Annotated in this window: 27 protein-coding genes, 1 tRNA gene and 2 pseudogenes; 7 read left to right on the top strand and 23 right to left on the bottom strand. The window is 57.9% G+C overall.

Going from position 1 to position 25752, the window contains the following annotated elements; translation table 11 throughout:
- Nucleotides 1–131: 131 nt before the first annotated feature.
- The 13 genes and pseudogenes from ACSBLW_RS06685 to ACSBLW_RS06745 form a co-directional block, all read right to left on the bottom strand.
- Nucleotides 132–827, bottom strand: coding sequence for an SDR family oxidoreductase (locus tag ACSBLW_RS06685; protein WP_435259451.1), 696 nt, complete (start codon nucleotides 825–827; stop codon nucleotides 132–134).
- 14 nt (nucleotides 828–841) lie between these two features.
- Nucleotides 842–2077, bottom strand: a pseudogene (locus ACSBLW_RS06690) (NAD(P)/FAD-dependent oxidoreductase).
- Between the two features lie 60 nt (nucleotides 2078–2137).
- Nucleotides 2138–2962: a dihydrodipicolinate synthase family protein gene (locus ACSBLW_RS06695; RefSeq protein ID WP_435259452.1), complete on the bottom strand. Its 825-nt coding sequence runs from the start codon at nucleotides 2960–2962 to the stop codon at nucleotides 2138–2140.
- Nucleotides 2963–3255: 293 nt separating this feature from the next.
- A tRNA-Arg gene (locus ACSBLW_RS06700) sits at nucleotides 3256–3332 on the bottom strand.
- A 30-nt stretch (nucleotides 3333–3362) separates the two neighbouring features.
- Nucleotides 3363–3824: a GNAT family N-acetyltransferase gene (locus ACSBLW_RS06705; protein WP_435259453.1), complete on the bottom strand. Its 462-nt coding sequence runs from the start codon at nucleotides 3822–3824 to the stop codon at nucleotides 3363–3365.
- A 111-nt stretch (nucleotides 3825–3935) separates the two neighbouring features.
- Nucleotides 3936–5384 (bottom strand): mannitol dehydrogenase family protein, encoded by a 1449-nt coding sequence (locus ACSBLW_RS06710; protein WP_435259454.1) that lies wholly within the window; start codon nucleotides 5382–5384, stop codon nucleotides 3936–3938.
- Between the two features lie 2 nt (nucleotides 5385–5386).
- A complete protein-coding gene (locus tag ACSBLW_RS06715; protein ID WP_435260056.1) occupies nucleotides 5387–6160 on the bottom strand; it encodes an L-iditol 2-dehydrogenase in 774 nt (257 codons plus the stop codon).
- Nucleotides 6157–7155: an ABC transporter ATP-binding protein gene (locus ACSBLW_RS06720; RefSeq protein WP_435259455.1), complete on the bottom strand. Its 999-nt coding sequence runs from the start codon at nucleotides 7153–7155 to the stop codon at nucleotides 6157–6159. Before ACSBLW_RS06720 ends, ACSBLW_RS06715 begins: the two co-directional genes overlap by 4 nt.
- 7 nt (nucleotides 7156–7162) lie before the next feature.
- Nucleotides 7163–7993 carry a carbohydrate ABC transporter permease gene (locus ACSBLW_RS06725; protein ID WP_435259456.1) on the bottom strand — a complete coding sequence of 277 codons (831 nt, stop codon included), beginning with the start codon at nucleotides 7991–7993 and terminating at the stop codon, nucleotides 7163–7165.
- A 9-nt stretch (nucleotides 7994–8002) separates the two neighbouring features.
- A complete protein-coding gene (locus ACSBLW_RS06730; protein ID WP_435259457.1) occupies nucleotides 8003–8869 on the bottom strand; it encodes a carbohydrate ABC transporter permease in 867 nt (288 codons plus the stop codon).
- A gap of 115 nt (nucleotides 8870–8984) precedes the next feature.
- Nucleotides 8985–10280: an ABC transporter substrate-binding protein gene (locus ACSBLW_RS06735; RefSeq protein WP_435260057.1), complete on the bottom strand. Its 1296-nt coding sequence runs from the start codon at nucleotides 10278–10280 to the stop codon at nucleotides 8985–8987.
- Nucleotides 10281–10418: 138 nt separating this feature from the next.
- On the bottom strand, nucleotides 10419–11372 hold the full coding sequence (locus ACSBLW_RS06740) for a sugar-binding transcriptional regulator (RefSeq protein WP_435259458.1): 954 nt from the start codon (nucleotides 11370–11372) through the stop codon (nucleotides 10419–10421).
- Nucleotides 11369–12046: an HAD family hydrolase gene (locus tag ACSBLW_RS06745; protein WP_435259459.1), complete on the bottom strand. Its 678-nt coding sequence runs from the start codon at nucleotides 12044–12046 to the stop codon at nucleotides 11369–11371. The genes ACSBLW_RS06740 and ACSBLW_RS06745 overlap by 4 nt, the downstream gene beginning before the upstream one ends.
- 145 nt (nucleotides 12047–12191) lie before the next feature.
- Here ACSBLW_RS06745 and ACSBLW_RS06750 point away from each other — a divergent pair, with 145 nt between their 5' ends.
- Complete coding sequence (locus tag ACSBLW_RS06750; RefSeq protein WP_435259460.1) at nucleotides 12192–13220, top strand: aldose epimerase family protein; 1029 nt, start codon at nucleotides 12192–12194, stop codon at nucleotides 13218–13220.
- Nucleotides 13221–13233: 13 nt separating this feature from the next.
- Here ACSBLW_RS06750 and ACSBLW_RS06755 read toward each other — a convergent pair whose 3' ends face one another.
- Both ACSBLW_RS06755 and ACSBLW_RS06760 read right to left on the bottom strand, forming a co-directional pair.
- A complete protein-coding gene (locus tag ACSBLW_RS06755; RefSeq protein ID WP_435259461.1) occupies nucleotides 13234–13356 on the bottom strand; it encodes a hypothetical protein in 123 nt (40 codons plus the stop codon).
- A complete protein-coding gene (locus ACSBLW_RS06760; protein WP_435259462.1) occupies nucleotides 13341–14174 on the bottom strand; it encodes a LysR family transcriptional regulator in 834 nt (277 codons plus the stop codon). Before ACSBLW_RS06760 ends, ACSBLW_RS06755 begins: the two co-directional genes overlap by 16 nt.
- Nucleotides 14175–14497: 323 nt before the next feature.
- Here ACSBLW_RS06760 and ACSBLW_RS06765 point away from each other — a divergent pair, with 323 nt between their 5' ends.
- The 5 genes and pseudogenes from ACSBLW_RS06765 to ACSBLW_RS06785 all read left to right on the top strand — a co-directional run bounded on the left by ACSBLW_RS06765 (nucleotide 14498) and on the right by ACSBLW_RS06785 (nucleotide 19542).
- The gene (locus ACSBLW_RS06765; protein ID WP_435259463.1) at nucleotides 14498–14776 is read left to right on the top strand and encodes a hypothetical protein; all 279 of its coding nucleotides are present in this window, start codon (nucleotides 14498–14500) and stop codon (nucleotides 14774–14776) included.
- Nucleotides 14777–14884: 108 nt separating this feature from the next.
- Nucleotides 14885–15352 carry a hypothetical protein gene (locus ACSBLW_RS06770; protein WP_435259464.1) on the top strand — a complete coding sequence of 156 codons (468 nt, stop codon included), beginning with the start codon at nucleotides 14885–14887 and terminating at the stop codon, nucleotides 15350–15352.
- Nucleotides 15353–15360: 8 nt separating this feature from the next.
- Nucleotides 15361–17103, top strand: a pseudogene (locus ACSBLW_RS06775) (IlvD/Edd family dehydratase).
- An 8-nt stretch (nucleotides 17104–17111) separates the two neighbouring features.
- Nucleotides 17112–18023, top strand: a complete 912-nt coding sequence (locus ACSBLW_RS06780; protein WP_435260058.1) for a Gfo/Idh/MocA family protein — start codon at nucleotides 17112–17114, stop codon at nucleotides 18021–18023.
- A gap of 22 nt (nucleotides 18024–18045) precedes the next feature.
- The gene (locus tag ACSBLW_RS06785) at nucleotides 18046–19542 is read left to right on the top strand and encodes an aldehyde dehydrogenase (NADP(+)) (protein WP_435259465.1); all 1497 of its coding nucleotides are present in this window, start codon (nucleotides 18046–18048) and stop codon (nucleotides 19540–19542) included.
- A 69-nt stretch (nucleotides 19543–19611) separates the two neighbouring features.
- Here the strand turns inward: ACSBLW_RS06785 and ACSBLW_RS06790 are convergent, their stop codons facing one another.
- The 4 genes from ACSBLW_RS06790 to ACSBLW_RS06805 all read right to left on the bottom strand — a co-directional run bounded on the left by ACSBLW_RS06790 (nucleotide 19612) and on the right by ACSBLW_RS06805 (nucleotide 22436).
- Complete coding sequence (locus tag ACSBLW_RS06790) at nucleotides 19612–20481, bottom strand: carbon-nitrogen hydrolase family protein (protein ID WP_435259466.1); 870 nt, start codon at nucleotides 20479–20481, stop codon at nucleotides 19612–19614.
- Nucleotides 20478–21083: a GNAT family N-acetyltransferase gene (locus ACSBLW_RS06795; protein ID WP_435259467.1), complete on the bottom strand. Its 606-nt coding sequence runs from the start codon at nucleotides 21081–21083 to the stop codon at nucleotides 20478–20480. The genes ACSBLW_RS06790 and ACSBLW_RS06795 overlap by 4 nt, the downstream gene beginning before the upstream one ends.
- Complete coding sequence (locus ACSBLW_RS06800; protein WP_435259468.1) at nucleotides 21080–21493, bottom strand: nuclear transport factor 2 family protein; 414 nt, start codon at nucleotides 21491–21493, stop codon at nucleotides 21080–21082. The genes ACSBLW_RS06795 and ACSBLW_RS06800 overlap by 4 nt, the downstream gene beginning before the upstream one ends.
- Nucleotides 21494–21593: 100 nt before the next feature.
- Nucleotides 21594–22436, bottom strand: a complete 843-nt coding sequence (locus ACSBLW_RS06805; protein WP_435259469.1) for an SDR family oxidoreductase — start codon at nucleotides 22434–22436, stop codon at nucleotides 21594–21596.
- 109 nt (nucleotides 22437–22545) lie between these two features.
- On the opposite strand from ACSBLW_RS06805, the gene ACSBLW_RS06810 reads away from it, so the two are divergent.
- Entirely contained in the window at nucleotides 22546–22935 is a 390-nt protein-coding gene (locus ACSBLW_RS06810; RefSeq protein WP_435259470.1) for a winged helix-turn-helix transcriptional regulator, read from the top strand.
- Between the two features lie 7 nt (nucleotides 22936–22942).
- Here the strand turns inward: ACSBLW_RS06810 and ACSBLW_RS06815 are convergent, their stop codons facing one another.
- From ACSBLW_RS06815 to hisD, 4 genes are all read right to left on the bottom strand, one after another.
- A complete protein-coding gene (locus ACSBLW_RS06815; RefSeq protein ID WP_435259471.1) occupies nucleotides 22943–23410 on the bottom strand; it encodes a low molecular weight phosphatase family protein in 468 nt (155 codons plus the stop codon).
- 6 nt (nucleotides 23411–23416) lie between these two features.
- Nucleotides 23417–23896 carry a UPF0262 family protein gene (locus ACSBLW_RS06820; protein WP_435259472.1) on the bottom strand — a complete coding sequence of 160 codons (480 nt, stop codon included), beginning with the start codon at nucleotides 23894–23896 and terminating at the stop codon, nucleotides 23417–23419.
- A 69-nt stretch (nucleotides 23897–23965) separates the two neighbouring features.
- A complete protein-coding gene (locus tag ACSBLW_RS06825) occupies nucleotides 23966–24403 on the bottom strand; it encodes a bleomycin resistance protein (RefSeq protein ID WP_435259473.1) in 438 nt (145 codons plus the stop codon).
- Complete coding sequence (hisD, locus tag ACSBLW_RS06830) at nucleotides 24396–25697, bottom strand: histidinol dehydrogenase (RefSeq protein ID WP_435259474.1); 1302 nt, start codon at nucleotides 25695–25697, stop codon at nucleotides 24396–24398. Before hisD ends, ACSBLW_RS06825 begins: the two co-directional genes overlap by 8 nt.
- Between the last annotated feature and the right edge of the window lie 55 nt (nucleotides 25698–25752).

The raw sequence follows: 25752 nt of genomic DNA on the forward strand, positions 1-25752 counted from the left end.
GTCTTCCGCCGTGGCAGCGCGGATGTGATGAATGACAAACTCGGTCACTGGGTCGATGACTGAAAGCGCTCCATCCTTTGCGGATTCAACCCATAACCCGTTAGTGAAAAGCTGGGTTCGCATGAAATCCTTCAGACGTGTCGCGTCAGACCGCCGTCCACGCGAAGCGTCTGGCCCGTGATGTAGCTTGAATCTTCTGTCAGCAGGAAAGCAGCTGCCTTGGCCTGTTCTTCGACCCGCGCGATGCGCTTTAGCGCCACAAGATCAGCAAATTTCCCGACATCAAGGCTGTCGGTGAAACCGGGAGCCAGACAGTTCATCCGGATCCCGGCAGGTCCATAGCGATCGGAATAAAGCTTGGTAAAGGTCGAAACGGCGGCGCGATAGGTGCAGGATGCCGGGAAAAGGGGAGACGGTTCGTGTGAGGCATAGGTCGTCACGTTGACGATGGCCCCGCCCCCCTGTGCTTCCATGATTGGCGTCACCAAACGCGCCATTCGGACCACCGACTTCACGATCATATCGTTGGCCAGATCCCAGTTTTCGTCTGTTATCGCCAGAAGGTCGCCCTTTGGTGGATGCCCGGTATGATTGAGAACCGCATCAATACGGCCGTGGGTCTGCATCGTTAGATCTACAACTGCTTTCAGATCGGCGGGGTTCTGGGCAACGCCACGCACAGCAACGCCGCCAAGTTCCTTGGCCAGCGTCTCGCAGTTCGCAGATGGAGACATCAGAACAACAGCATAACCACGACCCTGCATTTCGCGGGCAATTGCTGCCCCTATGCCGCGCCCTGCGCCAGTCAGCAAACAAACTTTTGTCATTCTAGTCCTCCTCCTCAAAACCGATCGACACGATACGGGTGCATATCCAAAGACGGCTTTTCTCCTGCCACAAGTTCGGCCATCAGCAAGGCAGTTGTCGCGGCATAGGTCAAACCCAGATGCCCATGACCCGTTGCATAAAATAGCCCCTTGGTCTTCGCCGACGCCGAAATGATCGGCACCGTGTCAGGAATGGCGGGCCTATGCCCCATCCATTCAGTGAAATCTTCGCATTGCAGGTTTGGAAGGGTTTCTTTCGCGCGTCTGACCGTCACTTTAGACCGCCGATAATCCGGCGGGGCGTCCAAACCCGCCATTTCAACTGTGCCGCCAACGCGAATGCCGCCCGCAGTCGGCGTCACCATAAATGCGCGGGCAGGCCAGATAATTGAATGCCGAAGGGAAATTCCCGGCGACATTATTTGCGTGTGATAACCGCGTTCGGTTTCCAATGGGATCGGCTCCCCCAGATCTGCGGCCATGCGCGCAGAGTGCGCCCCGGCGCAAATGATAACCTAGTCTGCTGCAATCCTGCGGCCGTCCTTCAGCAAAACCTCACTCATCGACGTACCACGCACGAAACCAACGACCTCGCCGGTTTCGATCCGCCCTCCCAGGGCCAGAAAACGCTCGGCCAAGGCGACAACCAGCCGATAAGGATCTTTAATTGATCGGTTTTTCGGAAAAAGAACCGCCATGCCAACCTTTTCCGAAATTTCAGGCTCTAGGCTGCGAAGGGTCTGATGCCCCAAGATCTCGTGTGGAATGTCAAAGCGTTCCAGAATCTCGATGTGGTCACGGTCCGCCTTGAACTCCGCCTCGTCCAAGTAAAGCGAAAGACAGGCTTCCTCGCTGATCTCACCTTCCAGCCCGGTCCTGCGCAACAGCGCGACCGTGTCTTCCAACGACCGCGCGCAAAGGGCCGCCCCCTGTGCCTCAAGTTCCCGCAGCTTGGCTGGACGCGAGGCCGCGATAAAGCGCAAGAACCAAGGAACCAGCCTCGGCATATATGCGGCTCTAATCCGCACGGGCCCCTCAGGGTCCAGCATCCATCCTGGAATTTGACGCCAAACAGAAGGCCGGGACGCGGGCATGAACTCGGTAACTGCAATCGACGCCATATTACCAAAAGACGCCCCGCGACCGGGGGCGTCTCGATCAATCAGTACAACATCTCTTCCACGCTGCTGAAGTTCGTGGGCAACCGATGTGCCGATTATTCCCGCCCCTACAATGACGGTGGTTGTCATTTCAGACTCAATTCACAATCGGCTGCATGGCATCGGCAAAGGCGGCTTTCTCTTCATCCGTCAAAGGCCCAATGGCATGCGGCATTCGCCAACGGGTGTGCCCTGCAATTCGCAGCCAAATTTCAGCTTTTGCACGAACTTCCCGGATTCCAGAATGTTCATCGCAGGCCACATCCGGGACATGATCTCTTTGGCTTTGACCAAGTCCCCGGCGCGGTAGGTTCGGTCCAGATCGCAGACAGCCTTGGCCATGCAATTTGCCGGACCGCATATCCACGAGTCTGCGCCCCAAAGCATGAAATCCAGCGCAATGTCATCGGAACCGGAGACCAATTGAATGCGGCCGGCATAGCGCGTTGCGATCCCAATCGCCCGCTGCAAGCTACCCGAACTTTCCTTGATCCCAATAATCCGCGGATGATCGGCCAAAGCATCGAGGGCCTCATATTCTATCTCGACGCCATCTTTTGCCGGATAGGAATAGAGGACGATATTGACATCAACCGCATCCAGTATGGCATTGAAGTGGCGAATTATTTCTGCCTGCGTTGGTTTGGTGTAGAATGGAACGGCCAGCAGGACAGTATCATATCCCATCGCTTTTGCGCGCTTTGTGTTCGCGATCACACCAGCAGTTGAAGGCGCATTTGTCCCAGCAATCAGCGTTTCTTCTGGCAGAGCAAAATCTTTGACAAATTGCAGCACAGAATCGCGTTCTTCATCGGTCATGAGGTTGTATTCGCCCGAAGATCCGCAAGGCACCCAGCCTGAAACTCTTGCCGCCCGAAGGTTGGTCATGTGAGCCTTCAAAGCGATGAAATCGATTTCTCTCTTTTCGTCGTAAGGGGTGACGAGAGCGGGCATGACCCCCTTTAGCTTCAGCATCGCAATCTCCAAAGATTCTGTTTCCGGAAGATTTGCCGACACCGTGCCGACAGGAAAACAGAATAATATGTGTCGACACGGCCGAAGAGGTCAGGACATTCATTTCTGACTGATACAATCAACACCGTTGTCCCATCGTTGAATGCAGGATGCGCTCAACATGAAACGACCACGCTTTCAAAGGCAGCAATCATACGACTTGTGGCTGAGCAGGACGCATAAAAACAATTGGTCCAAGGCTGCCGAAAAGAGGCACCACGACCATCAGTCCAAACGCCTAGTATAAATGGAAATGGCGATCCCGGGAGGACTCGAACCCCCGACCTGTCGCTTAGAAGGCGATTGCTCTATCCAGCTGAGCTACGGGACCGCTTGGGGTCTTTTGCGTGACATCAGCGCTTTAGGCAAGCTGCTTTGTCATAAAGACCGAGTTTGGATCTTCACTGTAGCCTTCAAAGGGTGGGCAATCTACGAAACCCGCATTCGCATAAAGCGCGCGGGCCGCGACGAACGTAGGCTGCACGCCGGTTTCCAGGGACAAACGCAGAAAACCTTCAGCGCGGGCGGCATCGACCAGATGTTCCAGCATCCGGCGCGAAAGCCCCCTGCCCCGGACTTCGGTCAGTACATGCATCGACTTGATCTCTGCATGGTCATCGCTGATGCGCTTGAACGCGCCCATTGCGACGGGTTCGCCTTCTTCCCGCATGACAAAAAACCAGATGCCCGGCGAAGCAAGCGCACCGCGATCCATCATGTGAATGCTTTCCGGCGGCGTATCTGCGTGCATGTCCGCCGTGTGCCGTTCGAACAGAAGACCAAGGTCAGGCGTGAGTGGGCTTTCTAAGGCGATGCTTGTCATGAAGGCTCCGAATGGAAAGACGATACTCCGTCTTTTCGAAGCAAAATCAATACATCTTGCATCAAGATCGGCAAGCCCTAGCACAGCGGAATTTCGACCACCTTCGGCTGCTTAGCCGTCAAGATACTCCGTGATTGCCTTGGCCACACCGACTTCCCAGATGCGGTTCAGATGTTTGGCGAAGGTTTCGCGGAACTTCGGATTCTGGCCAAGCTCACCATAGACGTCCCGTTGATCCAGCCAAACTTGCGGGTTCGTCCGTGCGGCTTTTGACAATTCTGTGAGCCTATCCCAATTGGGGTCATTCGGGGCAATCTCTGCGCCGGAATCCGTTGTTCCATAGCAGTAGCGGCACCACAAAGCGCTTTCGAGCGATAAGCCATCAATCTTGCCGCCCTTATCCAAGGCGTCACGCAACGAAGGAACGATGAATTTCGGCTGACGGTTTGACCCGTCAAGGCAAAGTCTGCGCTCGGTATCGGCCACTTCCGGGTTCGAGAACCGTACTCGGATCAAGCCGTAATAATCCGAGAGGTTGGTGTCGGGTACTGGCGGAACGTAAGGGATGATCTCTTCTTTCTCGACCTTGTCCAAGAAGCCCAGAACCAAGGGATGTGCCATGGCCTCATGCACGAATTCCACGTCCAAAAGCCCGCCCGGATATGCGATCACGGCGTGCCCACCATTCAGGATGCGGATTTTCATCATCTCGTAGGCATGCACCTTGTCCGTAAAGGTCACGCCCACTTCTTCAAAGGGTGGACGCCCTTGCGGAAACTTGTCTTCCACGACCCACTGCCGGAAGGGCTCGCAGGTCACTGGAACGGGGTCGTCGGCCAAGCCAAAGCTTGCGGCCATCGCTTTTTCGCGAGGGCCTGTTGCGGGCGTGATGCGGTCAACCATCCCATTTGGGAAAGCGACATTGGCCTTGATCCAATCAGCCAGTTCAGGGTCGGAAAGCCGCGCGAGTCCTACTACGGCATCTTCCGTCACATGGCCATTACCGGGAAGGTTGTCGCAGGACATAACGGTGAAGGCCGGAATGCCAGCAGCGCGGCGGGCCTTAAGCGCAGCCACTATGGCGCCAAATGCCGTTGTCGGGCGATCAGGCGATTTGCCGTCCGCGACAATATCCGGCGCAGTCGGGTCAAAGGTTCCGGTATCAGCATTCACGTAGTACCCGCCCTCGGTGACCGTCAAAGACACGATCCGAATATTCGGTTGGCTCATCGCCTTAATCAGCGGTCCATTGTCGTCGGCAACCTCGATGAAACCTACCATTGCTCCAACCCGGCGGGCGCGTTTGCCCTTTGGGTCGAGTTCGATAATGGTCGAAAGACAATCCTGCGAAAGCATCGCATCGCGCATCCGGGCATCGGCTGGGCGCACACCTGCCCCCAGAATACCCCAGTCCATCGCCAGACCTTTGTTCATAAGGTCATCGAGATAGACCGCCATATGAGCCCGGTGAAAGTTGCCAAGTCCGATATGGACAATGCCCGGTGTCACCTTGCTGCGGTCATAGCGAGGAAGCGCGACGGAAGAGGACTGTGCGTTCATGTTCATGCCATCCAGTTGCCACCGTCGACGCCGTAGCACTGCGCAACGATGTATTTTGCTTCATCCGTGGCGAGGAAAATCGCCATACCTGCAAGATCTTCGGCTGTCCCCATCCGTCCAAAAGGAACGGCTTCGCCAACCTCTTTCTTCTTTTGCCCCTTTGCCTTGTTTTCATACTTGGCAAAGAATGCGTCCACACCGTCCCAATGCTCGCCATCAACCACTCCCGGTGCGATGGCATTTACGTTGATCCCGTGCTTGATCAGGTTCAGCCCGGCAGATTGGGTCATGCTGATGACCGCTGCCTTCGAGGCACAGTAAACGGCGACAAGGCTTTCGCCGCGTCGACCGGCCTGACTGGCCATGTTGATGATCTTTCCACCATGGCCTTGGGCAATCATCTGTTTGGCTGCAGCCTGCATGGTGAAGAACGTACCGGCTGTGTTGACCGAGAAGATACGGTCGTAGTCAGCGCGAGTGACCTCGGCAATCGGAGCCGCTGAAAAAAGCGCGGCATTGTTGATCAGGATATCAAGCTTGCCCATTCTGGCCACGGCTTCGGCAATGCCAGCGTCAATGCTTTCCTGACAGGTCACATCCATGACGACCGGAACTGCCATTTCACCCAGCAAAGCCGCCGCGCCCTGCACGGCTTCGGCGTTGATGTCAGCCAAGGCCACCATCGCCCCTTCGGCGATATAGGCCTTGGCAAACTCTAGACCGATCCCGCGCGCCGCGCCGGTAATCATAGCGCATTTCCCTTGCAGTCGCATCAGCGGATGGCCTTTCCGTCCTTGTCGAAACGATGAATCTTACCGTCTTGCGGGCTCAGGCGAACGATATCGCCATGATGCAGATTGACTTCGCCATTTGCCCGAACGGTCAACGTTCCCAAAGCGCCAGCCTCAACCTTCAGGAAGGTGTCAGACCCCAGATGCTCGGAAAGTCCGACCCTGCCTTCCCAAATGCCATTCGGCGTAATGTCGATATGTTCAGGGCGAACACCCAGCGTTTCGCAGTTGTGCTTTGCCGCTTCTGCTCCGGTGATGAAGTTCATCTTCGGGCTACCGATGAAACCTGCCACAAACAGGTTATCCGGGCTGTGGTACAGGTCCAACGGGCTGCCGACTTGCTCGATCACACCTGCATGCAGGACGACGATCTTGTCAGCCATGGTCATGGCCTCGACCTGATCGTGCGTCACATAGATCATCGTGGTTTTCAGCGACTGGTGCAGCTCGCTGATTTCCTGACGCATGCTGACCCGCAGGGCAGCGTCAAGGTTCGACAGCGGTTCGTCGAACAGGAAGGCCGAGGGTTCCCGCACGATGGCGCGACCGATGGCAACGCGCTGACGCTGGCCACCCGAAAGCTGTCCGGGACGACGGTCCAGATAATTCGACAGGTTCAAAATCTTGGCGGCGTGCTGAACCCGCTTTTCCTGCTCGGCCGGATCAAGTCCTGCCATCTTGAGCGGGAAGGCGATGTTCTTCCGCACCGACATGTGCGGATAAAGAGCGTAGGACTGGAAAACCATCGCCAAGCCACGCTTCGCGGGAGGGAGCGATGTGGCATCGGTCCCATCAATTTCGATGGTGCCGCCGGAGGTGTCTTCCAGCCCCGCAATCAGGCGCAACAAGGTGGATTTGCCGCAACCCGAAGGACCGACGAAAACAACGAATTCGCCGTCGTTGATTTCAAGGTCGATGCCAGGAATGACATGCGTCTCGCCAAAAGACTTGCGGACGGATTTCAGAGTAATCTTTCCCATGGGAACCTCACTTCACCGCGCCGAAGGTCAGACCGCGGACGAGTTGTTTCTGGCTGAACCAGCCAAGGATCAGGATCGGAGCGATGGCCATCGTGCTGGCAGCGCTAAGTTTTGCGTAGAACAGGCCTTCGGGCGAGGAATAGCTGGCGATAAAAGCAGTCAGCGTCCCGGCTTTGGCAGCTGTCAGGTTCAGCGTCCAGAAGGCTTCGTTCCAAGCAAGGATGATGTTCAGAAGAACGGTCGACGCGATGCCGGGAATTGCCATCGGCGTCAGCACATACAGGATTTCATCCTTCAGTGTTGCCCCGTCCATTCGCGCCGCCTCAAGGATCTCGGCAGGGATTTCCTTGAAGTAGGTGTAAAGCATCCAGACAATGATCGGCAGGTTGATCAGCATCAGAACGATCACAAGGCCAAGACGGGTATCCAGCAAGCCGAGGCTGATGAACATCAGGTAGATCGGGTAAAGCACACCAACGGCAGGCAACATCTTGGTCGACAGCATCCACATCAGGATGTCTTTGGTCCGCTTTGACGGCACAAAGGCCATCGACCATGCGGCCGGAACGGCGACGATGATACCCAACAGGGTCGAACCGCCAGCAATGATTACCGAGTTCCACAAGTAGCGCATGTAGTTCGATCGCTCTTGAACGATCGCATAGTTTTCCAGCGTCCAATCAAAGAACAGAAACTTCGGCGGGTACGCGATCGCATCGCCCTCGGTCTTAAAGCTGGTCAGAATTGTCCAGAGGATCGGGAAGAAGATCAGCAAACCAACGCTCCAGGCGAGGATGGTGTTGATCGTCTTGCGGCGGGGGGAAACGGAACGGGCCATGGTCTTTCCTCACGCGTCCAGATTTTTGCCGACGATGCGCATCAGGAAGATGGCGACGATATTGGCAAGGATGATTGCATAGACACCGCCCGCAGAACCCAGACCCACGTTCTGGCTTTCCAGCACACGCTGGTAGATCAGATAGGTGAGCGTCTTGGTGCCAAAGGCGCCAGCGGTGGTCATTTTGATTTCCGCAAAGATCGACAGCATGAAGATGGTTTCGATCAGCAGAACCACTGTAATCGCGCGGCTCAGATGCGGGATGATGATGTACCAGAACCGTTTCAATGGCGGTGCGCCATCCATTTCGGCAGCTTCAAGCTGCTCGCTGTCCAGCGATTGGATGGCGGTCAGAAGGATAAGCGTCGCAAAGGGCAGCCATTGCCAGCTGACGATCAGGATCAGACTTGGGAACGGCTGGTCGATGATCCACTCCACAGGCGTTGCCCCGAACATCTTGGCAATCTGGGCAAAGAGTCCGTTGACCGAGTCGAGGAACATGTTCTTCCACACGAGGCCAGACACCGTGGGCATGACGAAGAACGGCGCGATCACAAGGATGCGGACAATCCCTTGGCCCCACATTGGCTGATCCAACAGCAGCGCCAGCAGCACCCCGAATACGATCGTGATGATAAGCGCACCGACAACGATGGTCAGCGTGGCCCCAATTGCGGGCCAGAAGGACGATGAGGTGACAAAACGAATGAAATTGTCAAACCCTGCAAAACCCTGATCACCACCGCGCAGCGGCAAATAGTTCCGGAACGAGAACCACAGGGTCATAATGAGGGGCACAAGCATCCAACCCAGCAAGAGGATAACGGCGGGAGCCATCATCAACCGGGCGGCGGATCGTGAAGCTTTCGTGGCCATTGGGCAGACCTCCCTTGTTTGTGCAAATTGCACAGTGCCTGCAGCTCAGATTTTTGGCGAGGAATGAATTGGAAACCGGGGGGCGGCGACCGCCCCCCCGATGGGAAAGCAGGGCTTAGTAGCCAGCAGCTTCCATAGCTTCGGTGGCGATGGCCTGAGCCTTTGCCAGAGCTTCTTCAACGGTCTGCTGACCTGCATAGGCGTTCGAGAATTCCTGGCTCACGTCGGTTGCGATGCCAGCGAATTCCGGGATAGCAGCGAACTGAACGCCAACATATGGAACCGGGTCAACGGTCGGGGCATTCGGGTTAGCCGACAAGATCGAGTCCAGCGTCATCTGAGCGAACGGAACCTTCTGGTATTCCGGGTTCGCATAGAGCGACGAACGTGCGCCCGGAGGAACGTTTGCCCAGCCTTCTTTGGCGGCCACCATCTCGATGTAGCCCTTCGAGGTCGCCCATTCGATGAACTGCTTGGCAGCAGCTTCTTTCTGGGTACCTGCCGGGATGGCCAGTGCCCACGCCCAGAGCCAGTTCGAACGCTTGCCCAGACCATTGTCGGGGGCCAGAGCGAAGCCGACGCTGTCAGCCACGGCCGAGTCCTTCGGGTTGGTCACGAACGATGCTGCAACGGTGGCGTCGATCCACATGCCGCACTTGCCCTGCTGGAACAACGACAGGTTTTCGTTGAAGCCGTTGGTGGCATAACCGGCCGGGCCGGACTCGTCCATCATACCTTTGAAGAAGTTGAGCGTGTTTGCCCAAGCTTCGCTATCAAAGGTAGGCTTCCACTCTTCGTCGAACCAGCGAGCGCCGAACGAGTTCGACATTGCGGTGATGAAAGCACCGCCCTCACCCCAGCCGGCCTTGCCGCGAAGGCAGATGCCGTTGATGTCAGCAGCGCGATCGGTCATCTTGGCAGCAGCTTCGCGGATGAACTCCCACGTCGGAGCAGCCGGCATTTCCAGACCAGCTTTTGCCATCAGGTCGGTGCGATACATAACCATCGACGATTCACCGTAGAACGGTGCAGCGTAGAGCGTGCCGTCATAGGACAGACCACCCGACATTGCGGGCAGAATGTCGGCGACGTCGTAGTCAGCCGAAAGATCGTTCAGGGGAACGAGCCAGCCGTTCTTGCCCCAGATCGGGGTTTCGTACATGCCGATGGTCATGATGTCGAACTGACCACCTTTGGTGGTGATGTCAGTGGTCACGCGCTCACGCAGAACGTTCTCTTCCAGAGTGACCCACTCGACCGTGTGTCCGGTCTTTGCAGTGAAGTCCTCGGTGTAGCCCTGCATACGGATCATGTCACCGTTGTTGACGGTTGCGATGGTGATGGTCTCGGCCATGACACCGCCAGCAAGAGTCAGCGAAACAGACGCGCCAAGAAGCGCGCGAAGCGTCATTTTCATAAGTATCCTCCCTTGGAAGCGAATGAGCATTTCATCGCTTGCTGGGCAATTACTCACAAGTAGGCGTGAGTCGTCAAGCCCCCTCTTCCGCCGCGGTGCAGCAGAAATCTTGGCAATACCGGCGGCGCGATATCAGGAAAGAAGGATTTGGGCGGTGGCTTCGTCCGTCACCAAACCGTTGATGATACGGCCTGCCAAGGCACCCCGCAGGGCCTTGACCTTGTTCTTACCAGCTGCCACCCCAATGACAGGTTTTGTCTGGCCGGGCTCTACCCGAACGCCGCCCACAAGCGCATTGCGGGGGCTGTCGAGGTAGCGCCCCTGCCCGTCATAGACCCAGCTGCCGATTTCTCCCGCAGCACCCTGCGCCTGAAGTTCCTCAAGCACTTCGCGTGACACAAAACCGTCGACAGCCAAGGGCGCATCATCGCCCATCTGCCCGACGCCAACGAAGGTCACATCGGCCTTTCGTGCCAGTTCGAACACAGCTTTGATCGGTCGAAGATGCATGAAGAACTCGCGTTCCTGCGGCGTGTCCGAAATCACCGGAACAGGCATAGGATAATACGTTGCATCCAGCTTTTCAGCGATCCGGCTGATCACGTCATAAAGTGTGGCAGAACCATCCGGAGCGATATTGCCCAACAACGACACGATGCGATGGTGGCTGGCATCGCTAGGCATAAAACGTTCGGCCATTGCCCGCAGGGCACGCCCGGTTCCGAAGGCGATCACCAACGGGTCGGTCATGCGTAGAAAGCGTTCCAGTTCTTCCGCAGCCGCTGCTGCAATTCCTTTTGCAGAATCCACCCCCGGCCCAAGCGAAGGCGCGACGCGGCAACGGGTCAGCTGATACTTGTCTCGCAGTGCCTGCTCCAAATCCATACAGGCGCCAATCCGGTGATTCAGGCGAACGTGGATCAGACCCTCGGACATTGCCCGGCTGACCAGACGCTGCGCTCTTTGACGGCTGATCCCAAGCTCTGTCGCAATCTGATCTTGCGTCATTCCGGCGATATAATACAGCCAACCCGCCCGCGCGGCATCATCAAGGGGGGTGGAATCTGTATCAGCCATCCGGATCAAGTCCTTCTTCTTAGGTCAGGTGCAATCTGAAAGAATTCGTCGAAAGACGCAAATCTGTGATGTGGTCGTGCATCTTCAGGCTCTTCAGGCGGATCAGGGCGCATATGACTTCCGCCAACAAATCGCCAGACCTGCATTCCAGCCGCCAGTCCGGCCCTCACCCCCGACAAGCTGTCTTCGATGACAATACAGCGAGATGGCTCGGCTTTCATCTTTTCCGCCACATACAGAAACAGGTCCGGGGCTGGCTTTCCACGCTCGACAAGGCTTGCCGTGTAGGTGACTGAACCCAATCGGTCCCACAAACCAACATGACGCAAGGAAAATTCCACTCGGCGCGGACTGGACGAGGTTGCAACGCAACAAGGCACATTCAATTCTGCGATCAGTTCCCTGACTCCGGGCATGATCTCCAGACGTTTCTCAAATTCTTCCAGCAGGCGATTTCGGTATTGGGCTTCAAAATCGGGCGAAAGGTCCAGTCCGAAATCGCGCCGGATGGTCTGCATGACCGTCGGATAACTGCGCCCTAGAAAATGGCGAGCGACATATTTCAGGTCGATGTTGACACCCAACTTCGCCAATTCAACAACCAGCATTTCAGCGCTGATCAATTCGCTGTCGATCAGCACGCCATCGCAATCAAGGATAACCAGATCAGTTTCCGCGGACATCTTCTCTCTCGCCGATGGAACCCCGCAATCTCTGCCGGATGCCCGAATAAGGCGCAAGCCATGAAAGCGGGACCCTTTCCTGCGATTGCCTTTATGATGGCTTTCACTATCTTCGCCGCTACAGAAGAAATGGCAAGAATGGTTCATGGACGTGTCACAGAACAACAGAAAGCCTTGGGGAGAGATTAACGGCAAATCGGTGGGGCTCCTTACCATTTCCGATGGTGGTTCCTGCCGCGCCTTGCTTAGCGACTTCGGAGCCCGCCTGGTCCAGCTTTGGGCACCGGATCGTGACGGAAAGCTGGCCGATATCGTCCTGGGACACGACAAAGCTGAAGAATACCTGGCACCAGAAAGCCGCTATATTGGTGCAACATGCGGACGCTACGCCAATCGCATCGCAAACGCCCATTTTCACCTGGATGGTGAAGATTACCAGCTACAGGCGAATGAGGGCGAAAAGCAGCTACACGGAGGCAAAGACGGGTTTGATAGCCAAGTTTGGAAGGTTACGTCGGCGTCCACAACTGGGGTAAGTTTTGGCCTGACCTCAGCAGATGGAGATATGGGCTACCCCGGCACCTTGGCGGCCGAAGCCAGCTATACCTTTACAGCTCCGAACACTCTGGAGATCAGTTTCCGAGCCGTGGTTTCTGACAAACCGACCGTAGTTAACCTTGTGAACCACGCCTATTTCAACTTGGCTGGCCAAGGCAGTGGATCGATAGACCACCATCTGCTGACAATTGCTGCTGACCATTACCTTGCGGTCGACAAAGACCTCATTCCTGTTGGAAATCCGACTGCCGTGGCCGGGACACCCTTTGATTTTCGCCAGCAGCGGCCATTAGATGCCGACGTTCCGCCAGGTGGATTTGACCACAACTTTTGCCTGACAGCCCAGAACCAGCCGCAGATCACGGCCGTTGATCCTGTTTCACGCCGCGGGTTCAAACTGTGGACCGACCAGCCCGGTGTCCAGCTTTACACGGCTGGGCATTTTCCCTCTGGGTATCCGGGAAAGAACGGTGCGCGTATCGGGCCGCGTGGCGGCTTCGCTGTCGAAACACAGCGTTGGCCCGACAGTCCGAACCGCCCCGATTTCCCCTCTGCCACCTTGCGTCCAAACGAGGTGTACAATCACCACATGCGCTTCCAGTTCTTCGCTGATTGACTGTGGACTAAGGCTATGCCGTCTCTGCAAATCCGTGGATCATGTTCAGAACCCGTGCGGCCGCAGGTGGCAAAGCCGTGTCTCTGCGATGAAAGCTGGTATAGGCCTCAACCGCGATGTTCAGGGCGATAGGCATCTGCGCAAAAGGCATGTTTTCGCCGCCAGCAAGCTATCAACAACGGAACTCGCCAACGGCGCGATTGCATCGGTTTCCTTCAGCAGTGCCAGCGTGAAAAGGAATGAAGACGTCGAAACCCACTGCCGATCAACGGGTGGCCCGCATTGGCAAACCAACGGCGCTCGGTCTGTGCCAAGAGCGTCTGGTCGCCCGACATAGCCCAGTCGTAATGCATAAGATCTTCGACCTTTGCGCAGCCTTTGCCAGAAGCGGGTGATCGCGGCGGACAATCTGTTCCAGCGGCTCTCTTCCAAGCCCGCGCTGAACCATCTGGTCATGCAAACTTGCAGGGACGCGCCCAAAGCAAAATCAAACTCCCCCTCCAAAATTTGCCGGCAAAGATCGTCCGAGGTGGCCACGACCACCTCTACCGTAATGCCCGGACGGTCCTCCCTCAGTTTGCGCAACACTGGAAGGACGTGACTGAGCGACGGCCCGGTCACCGAACCGACCCCCACATGACCGAAAGTCCCGGAGACCGCTTCCGCAACCTCTAGTCCGGCGTCATGCAGTTCATGCTGAATCCGGCTTGCGCGCCGCGCCAGGACCACACCGGCGACAGTCAACTTTAGCGTTCTGCCTTCCCGCTCGTGAATCGGATGCCCGATGATCACCCACATCTCAGACATCATGCGCGACGCCGCAGGCTGCGCCACGCCGATCTTCTCAGCCGCCGGTCCCAGGCGGCCCGTAGTCCGAATTTCCGCCAATTGGCGCACATGGCAAAGTTTAAGGCCGTTGAGCCCAATGACTGCTTCGCCCAGCTTACCATACATACCAAAATAGCCATGTTTTTGTCATCTTTGCCACTTGGCTGATATGTAAATGCGTATCAATAGTCAACGAAGGCTTTTAGAGTTTCGAAAACCGGCCGAGTTGGGGCCACCTGCTTTTAATCAGTTGGAAGCTGTAGTTTCGAAGTGCTGCCATTTCCGGATCCAGATCGCCACCACAGGGGACCCGTATGTATCTGATCCAAATCTTTATGCGTGACGGACGGGTTCATGCCGTCGCACGCATCGAAGCCTTAGCCTGGATCATTCCCGTTGCGACTTCGACCTACGACCTTGCCGCATAAGCCGCCGCAGCGCGCCGACCATTGGTTGATGTGGTCGTTGATCGCGGCAAACGGGATGCCGTAAGCCTGCCGCAGCTTGCGGAAAACGGATTGCTTGGCCTTCCAATTCATCACCCAGATCCGGCGCATCTTCACCTGACCGGCACCGGACTGACACATCTCGGCAGTGCATCTGCTCGCGATGCGATGCACGCCAAAATCGCCGAGGGCGAAAACCTGACCGACTCTTTGAAGATGTTTCGTATGGGGCTGGAAGGTGGACGTCCGGTTGCAAGCGAAGTCGGCGCCCAACCCGAATAGTTTCACAGGGGCAATGGCTACGGCGCTGTCGCCTCCGGACATCCACTGGTCGCACCGAGATTTGCCGAGGGTGGCGGCGAAGAGCCTGAACTGGCTGGAATTTACATCGTGGCCCTGGATGGCACGCTCTGCCGGGTGGGCTTTGCCTTGGGAAATGAACTCTCTGACCATGTCACCGAAAAGGTGAACTACCTCTGGCTCGCGCATTCAAGATTGCGGGTGGCGAATTTTGGGCCTGAACTGCGCGTCGGGCCTGCGCCGCTTGATATACGCGGGACCAGCCGGATCTGGCAGGACGGCAAGGTGTTGTGGGAAAAACCCTTTCTGCCTGGCGAAGCGAACACGTCTCACTCGTTGGCCAATCTGGAACACCACCACTTCAAATACGCCATCTTCCGCCAGCCGGGGGATCTTCATGTCCATATGTTTGGCACCGCCACGCTGTCCGTCGCCGACGGAGTGAAGACACAGGCAGGTGACCGTTTCGAAATCAGCAGTCCTGATTTCGGCCTTCCGCTGATCAACACACTGGAATTCGCCCCTGCCACGGGCCTCCAGACAATTCACACACACTAAGTACAAAAATGACCTTCAAACCTGCCGTTTGGCCCCGCAAACTTCGTTCTCAGGAATGGTTTGGCGGCACCGGCCACGACCAGATTTATCATCGCGGCTGGATGAAGAACCAAGGCTTTCCGCATGACCTTTTCGATGGCCGCCTGGTCATCGGGATCATGAACACTTGGTCGGAACTGACCCCGTGCAACGCGCATTTGCGTGACCTTGCCGAGCGGGTAAAGAACGGCATCTACGAAGCGGGTGGCCTTCCCGTCGAAGTACCGGTCTTTTCGGTCAGCGAAAGTGCCTTCCGGCCAACTGCCATGATGTTTCGCAACCTCGCCGAGATGTCTGTCGAAGAACAGATGCGCAGTCAGCCTATTGATGGTTGCGTGCTGATGGTCGGCTGCGACAAGACAACGCCAAGCCTTTTGATGGCCGCGGCCTCAACCGATCTGCCGTCCATCGTCGTGACCGGCGGGCCGATGCTGAACGGCTATTGGCGCAATGAACGGGTCGGCTCGGGCACCCATCTGTGGAAATTCTCCGAGGCGGTCAAAGCCGGGGAAATGTCTGCCGCCGAATTTGCCGATGTCGAGGCCAGCATGTCGCGCAGCCCCGGTTCTTGCAACACGATTGGCACGGCCAGCACGATGGCCAGCATGGCCGAGGCTTTGGGCACGGCGCTGTCTGGAAATGCTGCCATTCCCGCCGTCGGCCGCCGTCGCCGCGTGATGGCGCAACTGACCGGCCGCCGGATCGTGCAAATGGTCAAGGATGACCTGAAGCCATCCGACGTGATGACCAAAAAAAAGCCTTTGAAAACGCGATCCGCACCAACGCGGCCATCGGCGGCTCGACCAACGCCGTGATCCAACTTCTGGCAATTGCGGGCCGCGTGGGCGTGGACCTCACGCTGGACGATTGGGATCGGTGTGGCCGCGATGTGCCAACGATTGTGAACCTCATGCCTTCGGGCAAGTATCTGGTGGAAGAATTCTTCTACGCAGGCGGGCTTCCGGTCGTCATCAAGCATTTGGGCGAGCCATGGCTCTTGCATCGTGACGCGCTGACCGTTTCGGGACCATCCATGTGGGATCAGGTCAAACATGTGCAAAACCACAACGATGATGTAATCCTTCCTGCGGAAAAAGCGCTGACCCAATCGGGCGGAATTGTCGTTCCGAAAGGAAATCTTGCCCCGAAAGGCCTGGTGTTCAAACCGTCAGCCGCGTCTCAGCATCTGATGGTCCACCGCGGTCGCGCCGTCGTCTTCGAATATATCGACGACTACAAAGCCAAGATCCACGATCCTGATCTTGATATCGACGAGACCTGCGTGATGGTCCTGAAGAACTGCGGACCAAAGGGCTATCCGGGGATGGCCGAGGTTGGAAACATTGGCCTGCCCCCAAAGGTTTTGAAAAGGGGATCACGGACATGGTTCGTATCTCGGATGCGCGCATGTCGGGGACGGCTTACGGAACAGTCTGCCTTTACACCTCGCCCGACGCGGCAGCAGGAAACCCACTTGCCGTTGTTCGCAATGGCGATTTCATCAAACTCGACGTTCCGAACCGCCGCCTTCATCTCGATATTTCCAAGGAAGAGCTTGATCGCCGCCTTTCGGAATGGCCCCCTCGCACATGGTCTTTGAGTCAGGTTATGGGTTACTGCATCAAAAGCACGTGCAAGGCGCGGATACCGGGGCTGATCTTGATTTCTTCAAGGGTTGCCGTGGAGCGCCCGTTGGAAAGGACAGCCATTGATGTCAGCTATGAAGGTCGCCCTTGTCGGGATCGGTAAGATCGCGCTTGACCAGCACGTTCCGGCAATTGCCGGGTCAGAAGACTGGGACCTTGCCTGCACGGTTAGCCGCAATGGCAGGGTCGAGGGCGTTCAGGCCTTTACGGACATTCATCAAATGCTGGCCGAACGTCCCGACGTCACAGTCGTGTCGCTAGCCCTTCCCCCTGTGCCACGCTTCGTTGCGGCACAGGCTGCCTTATCAGCCGGGCGTCATGTCATGCTGGAAAAACCACCGGGCGCGACGCTGGCCGAAGTCCAGTCTCTTCAGCAAATTGCCAAAGAAGCAGGCCTAAGCCTTTACACCACTTGGCACAGCCGCATGGCTCAGGCCGTCGCACCAGCCAAAGCCTGGCTTGCCGATAAGGTTGTCACCGCAGCCCGGATCACATGGCGGGAAGACGTCCGCAAATGGCATCCGGGCCAAGATTGGGTCTTTGAACCCGGCGGGATGGGCGTCTTTGATCCCGGCATCAACGCTCTCTCCATTCTCACTGAAATCCTTCCTGGCCCAGTCCATCTGCAGTCCGCCGAGTTGGAGTTTCCGTCCAACCGCCAAACCCCGATCGCTGCGCGTCTGACCTTTTCCGGAAATGTTCTGGCCGATTTTGACTGGCGCCAAGTCGGGCCTCAAACATGGGATATTGCGGTCGAAACCACCTCGGGCAGGCTTGACTTGCGGATGGGCGGGAATGTTCTGGAAGTTGATGGCAAGCCTGTTGCGGGTGAGAATACGATCATGGGGGAATACCCGGCCCTTTATGCTCGTATGGCCGAATTGGTGCGTGCAGGTCGATCAGAAGTTGACCTTGCCCCGATGATCCATGTAGCCGATGCTATGACACTTGGTCGGCGCCTCACGACGGATGCCTTCCAGTTCTGACGGCATCTGACAGGAGGAAAATGTGCTGACGGGCAAGCATCTGATCGCAGGCAATTGGGTGGCCGGAGCGGCCAGCTTTGATTCCAATCCGGCACATGGACCGTCACATGCGTTCTCAGTTGGCACACCTGCAGATGTGGCGCAGGCCTGCGAAGCGGCAGAAGAGGCGTTTTGGGACTATTCCACGCGTCCAGCCGCAGAACGGGCCGCCTTCCTGAACAAGATTGCCGATGAAATCGACGCGCGCGGCGCCGAGATTACAGAAATCGGCACCCAGGAAAGTGGACTGCCCGAGGCGCGATTGGTCGGTGAGCGGGGGCGGACGACCGGTCAGTTGCGGCTCTTCGCACAACACATCCTGAAACCGGAATGGCTGGACATGCGCCATGATGTGGCTATGCCAGACCGCCAACCCTTACCCCGCCCGGACATCAAACTGATCCAGCGCCCGATTGGCCCCGTTGCCGTCTTTGGCGCGTCCAACTTCCCGCTGGCCTTCTCTGTTGCGGGCGGCGATACCGCCTCGGCCCTTGCCGCCGGATGCCCAGTGGTCGTCAAAGGCCATTCGGCCCATCCGGGAACGGGCGAAATCGTCGCCCAAGCCATTGACGCCGCGATCCGCGCCTGCGGCATGCCTGCCGGAGTCTTCTCGTTGATCCAAGGCGGAAATCGCGCGGTTGGCGAGGCGCTAGTCACGCATCCGTTGATCAGCGCCGTAGGCTTTACCGGATCTTTGGCCGGGGGCCGCGCCCTGTTCGACCTCTGTGCCACCCGTCCGAACCCGATTCCCTTCTTTGGCGAACTCGGCAGTGTAAACCCAATGTTCTTGCTGCCAACTGCCCTTGCGGAACGCGGCGAAGCGATTGCCAAAGGCTGGGCCGCCTCGCTGACGCAAGGCGCAGGTCAGTTTTGCACCAATCCCGGCATTGCGGTCGTGATTGACGGCGTGGATGCTGACCGCTTCGTTCAGGCCGCCAAAGATGCAGTTGGTGCAGTCGGCGCACAGACCATGCTGACCGATGGCATCGCCGCAGCCTATCGCAATGGACGCGACCGTGTGGCCGCTGGCAAAGGCGTGCGGGCGATCTTGACCACAATGTGCGACCAACGCAACGCAACGCCCTATCTTTATGAGGTTTCTGGCGAAGACTGGCTTGCTGACCACATGCTCGCCGAAGAGGTGTTCGGCCCCCTTGGCCTGATCGTCCGGGTAAAATCGCCTTCTGACCTGCATGCCTTGGCCCGGAGCCTTCAGGGCCAGCTGACCTGCACGATGCATCTGGACAAAGCCGACACAGACCTCGCCCGCTCGCTGCTGCCCATTCTGGAAAGAAAAGCCGGGCGCGTTTTGGTGAACGGCTTCCCCACCGGCGTCGAAGTCAGCGAAGCGATGGTCCATGGCGGCCCCTACCCGGCCAGCACAAATTTCGGGGCAACCTCGGTCGGGACACTGTCAATCCGACGCTGGCTGCGCCCCGTCAGCTTTCAGAACTTCCCCGCTGAACTCGCGCCGTTCTGAACACAGCCAGAGCAATCATGCCAAGCCCCCGGCGGATAAGCGTCGATATCCGCCGGGGCTCGCTTCAGCCTAGGACCGTATCCGGCTGGCCTGCTCATACCAGTGAAGGTGGTTCAGAACACCACCGTCCCGGCGTACCTCGCGGATTGCCGCCAACGAAACATCCGCCACCGCCCATCCGGGGGCGTTCAGTTCCGTTTCGGCAAGAATACCCGTTGCCGGGAAACCCCGGTCTGGCGGCCCGTAGATCGACGCCGCACCAACATTTTCGTCCACAGCAGGGCAAAAGTCACAGAGCCCAACCGTTGGTGCATGGGCAACGACACATTGGTTTTCCAAGGCGCGTGCCATACTGCCCACTCGCACACGTGTGAACCCAGCCAAACTATCCGTGCAGGACGGGGCCAAAAGGATCTCGGCTCCGCTCTCGACCAGATGCCGCGCCAACAGTGGAAATTCGCTGTCGTAACAAATCACAACGCCGATCTTGCCCAGATCGGTGTCAAAGGCCTTCAACCCTTTTCCGGCAACCACATCCCACGTTTCGCGCTCAAACCGCGTCATGATCTGTTTGTCCTGATGTCCGATCACACCCTCTGGCCCATAAAGGGTGGCGCGATTGACTGGGCGATCACCCAGAAAATACGGCGCCGACGCGCCAAGGATCATCACGTCATGGCGCCGCGCCACTTCATGGTGCAGGGCATCAACTGCCGCAGCATGGCGCGCCACCTCGCGCAAGCCCCGCTCCAGATCAGCCGCCACTTCACGCCCGCCAAGCGAAGTCAGCTCCATCGCGCCATATTCCGGGAAAACCAAGAGTTTCGCACCCTGCCCGGCCGCCTTCGCCACCCAGTCGGAAATCTTCTCGGCATAGTCTTCAAAACGATCGAACCACGACAGCGGGTAAGCCGCACTTGCCAGTTTGAAGGCGCTCATAGTTCTCGCATCCAGAATTGCAGTGGTTTGGTCGATTCCGCAGCCTCGCCCACATCCTTCCACGAAAACTCTGCCGTGACCCCCGGCAACTGCCGGTATCCGCGCTTTTCCCAGAAGGCATGGTTGGACCGGTATTCGATAGGCCGTGCCGGATGGCTGTCCGGCCTCATGACCGAACAAAAGGCAACATGGCTGCGATCCAGCTTGCGCGCGTGGTCTTCGCGCAGGTCAAAGAACCGATGCCCAATCCCCAGACTGCGGAATTTCGGCAAAAGTACCGATTCCGCACAATAGAAGATTTTCGACAGATCAACACCCGTGGCTCGAAAGGGGGCCGCAAAATCAGCAGCGTGGTCTTCCATCGGCGTCCCCGTCGCCGCGCCCACCAGCCTTTCCCCGGCAAAGGCCCCCACCAATACCGCACCCGGGCTGTCACGATAGGTTTGCAGGTACTCGCGCTCATAGTCTCGCGAACCATCGTAAAGATAGGGCCAATCCCGAAAGACCGCGATCCGCAGCCCCGCCACATCGTCCAGCGCGGCTTCCAGATCCGCGCCCGTCAGGACGCGGACCGAAATCCCCTCCGGCAAAGGTCGGCTCATGCCGACACCTGCGCGATCCAGTCGTTCAGATTGTAGAAGGTCGTCACCCGCGAAATCTTGTCGCCTTCAAGCGTGAAGAACGATCCGGCAGGCAGAATATAGCGCTGCCCCTTGGCCTCTGGCAGTCCGGGGTCGGTTTTCAGATATTCGCCGTGAACGACAAATTCTGCCGCCCCCCGCGTGCCATCATCGGAAACAAAGATCACGATGTCTTTCAGTTCTTCGCGATAGCTGACCCCCATATGCCCGCAGAATTCGGAGAATTTCTCGCGGCCCCAGCGAATACCACCCTCATTGACGCGGTGTTCGACTGTGTCGGTGATGCAGGCCAACATTCCTGCGGCATCTCCTGCATTGAAGGCCGCGTAATAGGCGGTGATCGTTGCGCGGGCAGTGGCGGCATCAGACATTCTGGCACTCCTTGATTTGCGGGCACAGATTATCGACCTGACCGCCAAGGAAAAGACCGCTTTCGCCCCTTCAAAGAACGAAAGCGGCCTTGCCAGTCTGTTAAAGGCTTTCCAGCGCCACCTTGACGGCATCTTTCATCGGCGTCGTCGGTCGCCCGATCAGGCGGGACAAGGTCTTGCTGTTGTCTTCCAGCGCGCCCTTGGCAGATTTGGCATCACTGTCGGCCAGCACGGCGGCAAAGCCCTCGGGCAGGCCGAAACCAACCAGCGCCTTGGCATAATCTGCTTCGGGCAGATTGTTGAAGACTACCGGCTTGCCGGACTGCGTCGCAATTTCCGCGGCCAACTCGGCCTGAGTGAACCCGACATCGCCCGCCAGTTCATAGACCTTGCCTTCATGGTCCGCTTCACTTGCGACCGCCGCAATGGCCTCGGCATAATCCGCCCGCGTTGCAGCCGAGATCCGGCCTTCGCCACTTGCCCCGATCATTGCGCCATATTGCAGCGCGGCCCCCAAGGCACCAAGGTAGTTTTCCACGTACCAGCCGTTCCGCAGAATGGTGAAGGGCAGACCCGAAGCGCGCAGGGCCTTTTCGGTTGCAATGTGATCTTGCGCCAAGATCATCGGTGAGGCATCGCCCTTCAGGATCGAGGTATAGACAACCCGACCGACGCCTGCCGCCTTAGCGGCGGCGATAGCGTTCTTGTGCTGGCCCGCCCGATCATTGAAATCGTTCGACGAAATCAGCACCAGAACATCCACGCCGCTCAGCGCAGCGGGATCGGCCGAAGTGTAATCAAAGGCGCGGGTCTCAACCCCTAGATCAGCTGCCTTTTCCGGGCTGCGGGCAAGGGCAATCGGCATTTCTCCCTTTGCCTTCAGCGCCGCGATGGCCAAGCGGCCCAATTGTCCCGTGGCTCCGGTGATTGCGATTGTCGTCATTATCTTTCCTTTCCCATTTCCAATCTTGGGGTGTCATGACCGCTAAATGACCCCTTTACTTACGAAAAGGAAGTACATACATTTTTGTTAGTATAGGAAAGGAACGCACATGGCCTCCGACACAGATGCACAAAAGCTTCTTGATGGCTGGCGGCGCGGCAACGTGCTGGCTGAAACCTGCCCGTCACGGGCCATCCTGTCCCACCTGACCAGCCGTTGGGGCACCTTGGTAATGATTGTTCTGGCGACCGGAACCCACAGGTTTTCCGAACTTCGCCGCAAGGCCGCCGGGGTAAGTGAACGGATGCTGGCACAGACCCTGCAACAGCTTGAAGCGGATGGCTTGGTTGCGCGCAAGGCGCATGCCGTGGTGCCGCCTCACGTCGATTACAGCCTGACTCCATTGGGGCAGGAAGCGGCGGCACATCTGATTGCATTGACCGGGTGGATCGAAACGTCCCTTCCCCGCATTCTTGAGGCAAAGCCAAAGGCCGCGTGACCGCAGACTAGGCTGTTACACCCTCTTCGGTCGGCGGGCCAAAGCGTGCCACCATCCGCGACCGGATCTGGTCCCGCGCTTGACGGTAAGCCTGCAATTTCGCTTCCCGGGTTTCGCCTAAGCCCGTCGGGTCCAGAATAGGCCAATATTCAATGTCCAGATGATAGTGCCGGGTCAGTTCCAATGCTTGCCTCTGGCTGGCGGGGGACAAAGCAACAATAAGATCAAACTGGCTCAGGTCGTCGCCCCATTCCTGCATTTCCTCGAAACTGCGGCTGCGATGGCGCGAAAGCTCAATTCCCAGTTCCTGACAGACGGCCACGGAAAACCCATCGACCTCCATGTCGTTCTTCACGCCTGCCGATTGCACATAGGCCTTTTGCCCATACATCTTTTTCATCAGCGCCTCGGCCATGGGCGAGCGCACAGCGTTATGATCGCAGCAGAATAGAACAGACTGCGGGAAATCGCCCAAAATCTCTTACCCCCAATGCAACACGCAAATCAGGGTAAAGAGGCGGCGCGCAGTATCCAGATCGACATCGGCCTTGCCTTCCAGCCGTTCCTGCAACACCCGCGCGCCTTCGTTGTGAATACCGCGTCGTGCCATGTCGATGGCCTCGATCTGGCTTGGTGGCAGGCGTTTTACAGCGTCGAAATAGCTTTCGCAGATCTGGAAATAATCCTTCACCACTTGGCGGAACGGTCCAAGGCTCAGGTGGAACTCCCCCACCTTGGTCTCATCCTCTGTCGCGATTTCGAACACCAGACGGCCCTCGCGGATCGCCAGACCAAGACGATAGGGCCCGTCCGGAACCTCGCGCCCATCCTTGGCGGGAAGACCAAAGCTGTTCTCTTCCAAAAGATCATAGATCGCGACCCGACGTTCCTGCTCAATCTCAGGCGTCGGGCGGGCGAGACCTTTCTCGTCAATCTCGATATGGCAAATGCGGTTCGTCATGGTCGGGCCTTGCTAAGTACGCCCCCGTGATGCCCGACCGCCCCAGCCAAGGCAAGGCTTCATTGCGGATCAGGCTTGTTTGACCGCCCGTGAACCCAAATCCTGATAAAAGCGCAAAAGATACCCGTCAGGATCGGCCACCACGAATTGCCGGTTGCCAACTTCTGTGTCCCCTACCCGGTACCAGCGGTCTTCGCGGTCAATGACCAACGGCCATCCTTCTGCTTCCAACGCAGCCAGAATTGGCGCCCCTAAAGAAACCGGGATTTGCAGGTTCACACCGCGCCCCAGAGGGCCCGAAATCGCTCCAACCAAAGGGGCGAAATCCCGCCCGACCCCGATCTGGTCCAGCATGATCCGTGCACCTTCGCGTTCCAGCATGGCAAAGCCGTCTTCCGGCCTCAGATAGCAGACCGAAAACCCCAAAAGCTCGCGGTAGAAAGCCACGCTGCGCTGCCAATCCCGCACTGAAAGCTCTGGGATCAGGGCAGGTGCCAGATCAGTCATTCAACCGGTCCAGCCGCGCCCGCACACTCAGCCCGTGGGCTTCAAGACTTTCGCTGATCGCAAGGGTTTCTGCGGCCGGGCCGATGGCCTTCAGCGCCTCGGGCGTCATTCGGGCCATCGTGGTGCGCTTCATGAAATCCAGCACATTCAGGCCACTAGAAAACCGTGCCGACCGCGCTGTTGGCAAAACGTGGTTCGGCCCGCCAACATAGTCACCGATAGCCTCTGGCGTCCAAGGGCCAAGGAAAATGGCCCCGGCATGAGGGATCTTCGCGGCCAGGCCTTCGGCATCCTCGACCATAATCTCCAGATGCTCGGGCGCGATCCGGTTGGCCAAGGCCGCCGCCTGATCAAGGCTGTCGACCACAATCACCGCACCATTGTCGCGCCAGCTTGCCCCCGCAATCGCACGGCGCTCCAGCGTTTCCAGCCGCTTTTCCACCGCAGCCGCCACCGCCTCGCCCAGGGCGGCGTCTGTCGTAATCAGAATGGCCTGTGCGCTTTCGTCGTGTTCGGCTTGGCTCAGCAGGTCCAGCGCGATCCAGTCGGCGTCATTGCCAGCATCGGCAATCACCAAAACCTCGGACGGGCCTGCGATCATATCAATCCCCACCCGCCCAAAGACCCGCCGCTTCGCCGCAGCCACAAAGGCATTTCCCGGCCCGGTGATCTTGTCGACGGGCTGAACGGTTGCCGTGCCATAGGCCAAGGCCGCAATTGCCTGCGCGCCGCCCATCCGGTAAACCACATCCACCCCGGCCAATTGTGCTGCCAGCAGCACCAGCGGATTGACCACTCCACCCGGCGTCGGGCAGGCAATCACCAGACGTTCAACCCCTGCCACCTTGGCCGGAATCGCGTTCATCAAGACGCTGGACGGGTACGAAGCCAACCCCCCAGGCACATATAGCCCCGCCGCGGAAACCGGTGTCCAGCGCCAGCCCAAGGTCGCCCCCGCCGCATCGGTCCATGAGGCATCTTCCGGTTTTTGGCGTTCGTGATAGGCACGGATGCGCTCTGCCGCCAGTTCCAGCGCCGCGCGCTCTGCCGCGGGCACCTTGGCAATCTCGGAAGCCATTTCTTCGGGTGAAAATGCCAATTGGTCAGCCGACAAAGACAGGCGGTCAAATTTCGCCGTCAGCTCCAGCACCGCGGCATCGCCCCGCGCCCGCACATCCGCAATGATACCGGCCACGATCTGATCGACATCTTCGGCCTCTTCGCGCTTCATCGCCAAAAGGGCCGCAAAACGGGCGTCGAAATCGGCATCACGGCTGGACAGGAACATGGGCATCGGAAGCTTCCTTTCGGGTTGCGCGTCAGATAGCGCGCCCCTGCCTTTGCCTCAA

It is taken from the genome of Thioclava sp. FR2 (genome assembly GCF_051200875.1).
Lineage (GTDB): Bacteria > Pseudomonadota > Alphaproteobacteria > Rhodobacterales > Rhodobacteraceae > Pseudotabrizicola.

What these genes read in the sequence shown, in the direction of transcription:
- ACSBLW_RS06780 (WP_435260058.1), top strand. Translation starts at nt 17,112, where the DNA reads ATGAAGGTCGCCCTTGTCGGGATCGGTAAGATCGCGCTTGACCAGCAC.
- ACSBLW_RS06755 (WP_435259461.1), bottom strand. Translation starts at nt 13,356, where the DNA reads ATGCCTATCGCCCTGAACATCGCGGTTGAGGCCTATACCAGCTTTCAT.
- ACSBLW_RS06710 (WP_435259454.1), bottom strand. Translation starts at nt 5,384, where the DNA reads ATGAACGCACAGTCCTCTTCCGTCGCGCTTCCTCGCTATGACCGCAGC.
- ACSBLW_RS06795 (WP_435259467.1), bottom strand. Translation starts at nt 21,083, where the DNA reads ATGAGCCGACCTTTGCCGGAGGGGATTTCGGTCCGCGTCCTGACGGGC.
- ACSBLW_RS06800 (WP_435259468.1), bottom strand. Translation starts at nt 21,493, where the DNA reads ATGTCTGATGCCGCCACTGCCCGCGCAACGATCACCGCCTATTACGCG.
- ACSBLW_RS06705 (WP_435259453.1), bottom strand. Translation starts at nt 3,824, where the DNA reads ATGACAAGCATCGCCTTAGAAAGCCCACTCACGCCTGACCTTGGTCTT.
- ACSBLW_RS06805 (WP_435259469.1), bottom strand. Translation starts at nt 22,436, where the DNA reads ATGACGACAATCGCAATCACCGGAGCCACGGGACAATTGGGCCGCTTG.
- ACSBLW_RS06735 (WP_435260057.1), bottom strand. Translation starts at nt 10,280, where the DNA reads ATGACGCTTCGCGCGCTTCTTGGCGCGTCTGTTTCGCTGACTCTTGCT.
- ACSBLW_RS06685 (WP_435259451.1), bottom strand. Translation starts at nt 827, where the DNA reads ATGACAAAAGTTTGTTTGCTGACTGGCGCAGGGCGCGGCATAGGGGCA.
- ACSBLW_RS06825 (WP_435259473.1), bottom strand. Translation starts at nt 24,403, where the DNA reads ATGACTGATCTGGCACCTGCCCTGATCCCAGAGCTTTCAGTGCGGGAT.
- ACSBLW_RS06790 (WP_435259466.1), bottom strand. Translation starts at nt 20,481, where the DNA reads ATGAGCGCCTTCAAACTGGCAAGTGCGGCTTACCCGCTGTCGTGGTTC.
- ACSBLW_RS06750 (WP_435259460.1), top strand. Translation starts at nt 12,192, where the DNA reads ATGGACGTGTCACAGAACAACAGAAAGCCTTGGGGAGAGATTAACGGC.
- ACSBLW_RS06760 (WP_435259462.1), bottom strand. Translation starts at nt 14,174, where the DNA reads ATGTATGGTAAGCTGGGCGAAGCAGTCATTGGGCTCAACGGCCTTAAA.
- ACSBLW_RS06720 (WP_435259455.1), bottom strand. Translation starts at nt 7,155, where the DNA reads ATGGGAAAGATTACTCTGAAATCCGTCCGCAAGTCTTTTGGCGAGACG.
- ACSBLW_RS06820 (WP_435259472.1), bottom strand. Translation starts at nt 23,896, where the DNA reads ATGACGAACCGCATTTGCCATATCGAGATTGACGAGAAAGGTCTCGCC.
- ACSBLW_RS06695 (WP_435259452.1), bottom strand. Translation starts at nt 2,962, where the DNA reads ATGCTGAAGCTAAAGGGGGTCATGCCCGCTCTCGTCACCCCTTACGAC.
- hisD (WP_435259474.1), bottom strand. Translation starts at nt 25,697, where the DNA reads ATGCCCATGTTCCTGTCCAGCCGTGATGCCGATTTCGACGCCCGTTTT.
- ACSBLW_RS06745 (WP_435259459.1), bottom strand. Translation starts at nt 12,046, where the DNA reads ATGTCCGCGGAAACTGATCTGGTTATCCTTGATTGCGATGGCGTGCTG.
- ACSBLW_RS06810 (WP_435259470.1), top strand. Translation starts at nt 22,546, where the DNA reads ATGGCCTCCGACACAGATGCACAAAAGCTTCTTGATGGCTGGCGGCGC.
- ACSBLW_RS06730 (WP_435259457.1), bottom strand. Translation starts at nt 8,869, where the DNA reads ATGGCCACGAAAGCTTCACGATCCGCCGCCCGGTTGATGATGGCTCCC.
- ACSBLW_RS06725 (WP_435259456.1), bottom strand. Translation starts at nt 7,993, where the DNA reads ATGGCCCGTTCCGTTTCCCCCCGCCGCAAGACGATCAACACCATCCTC.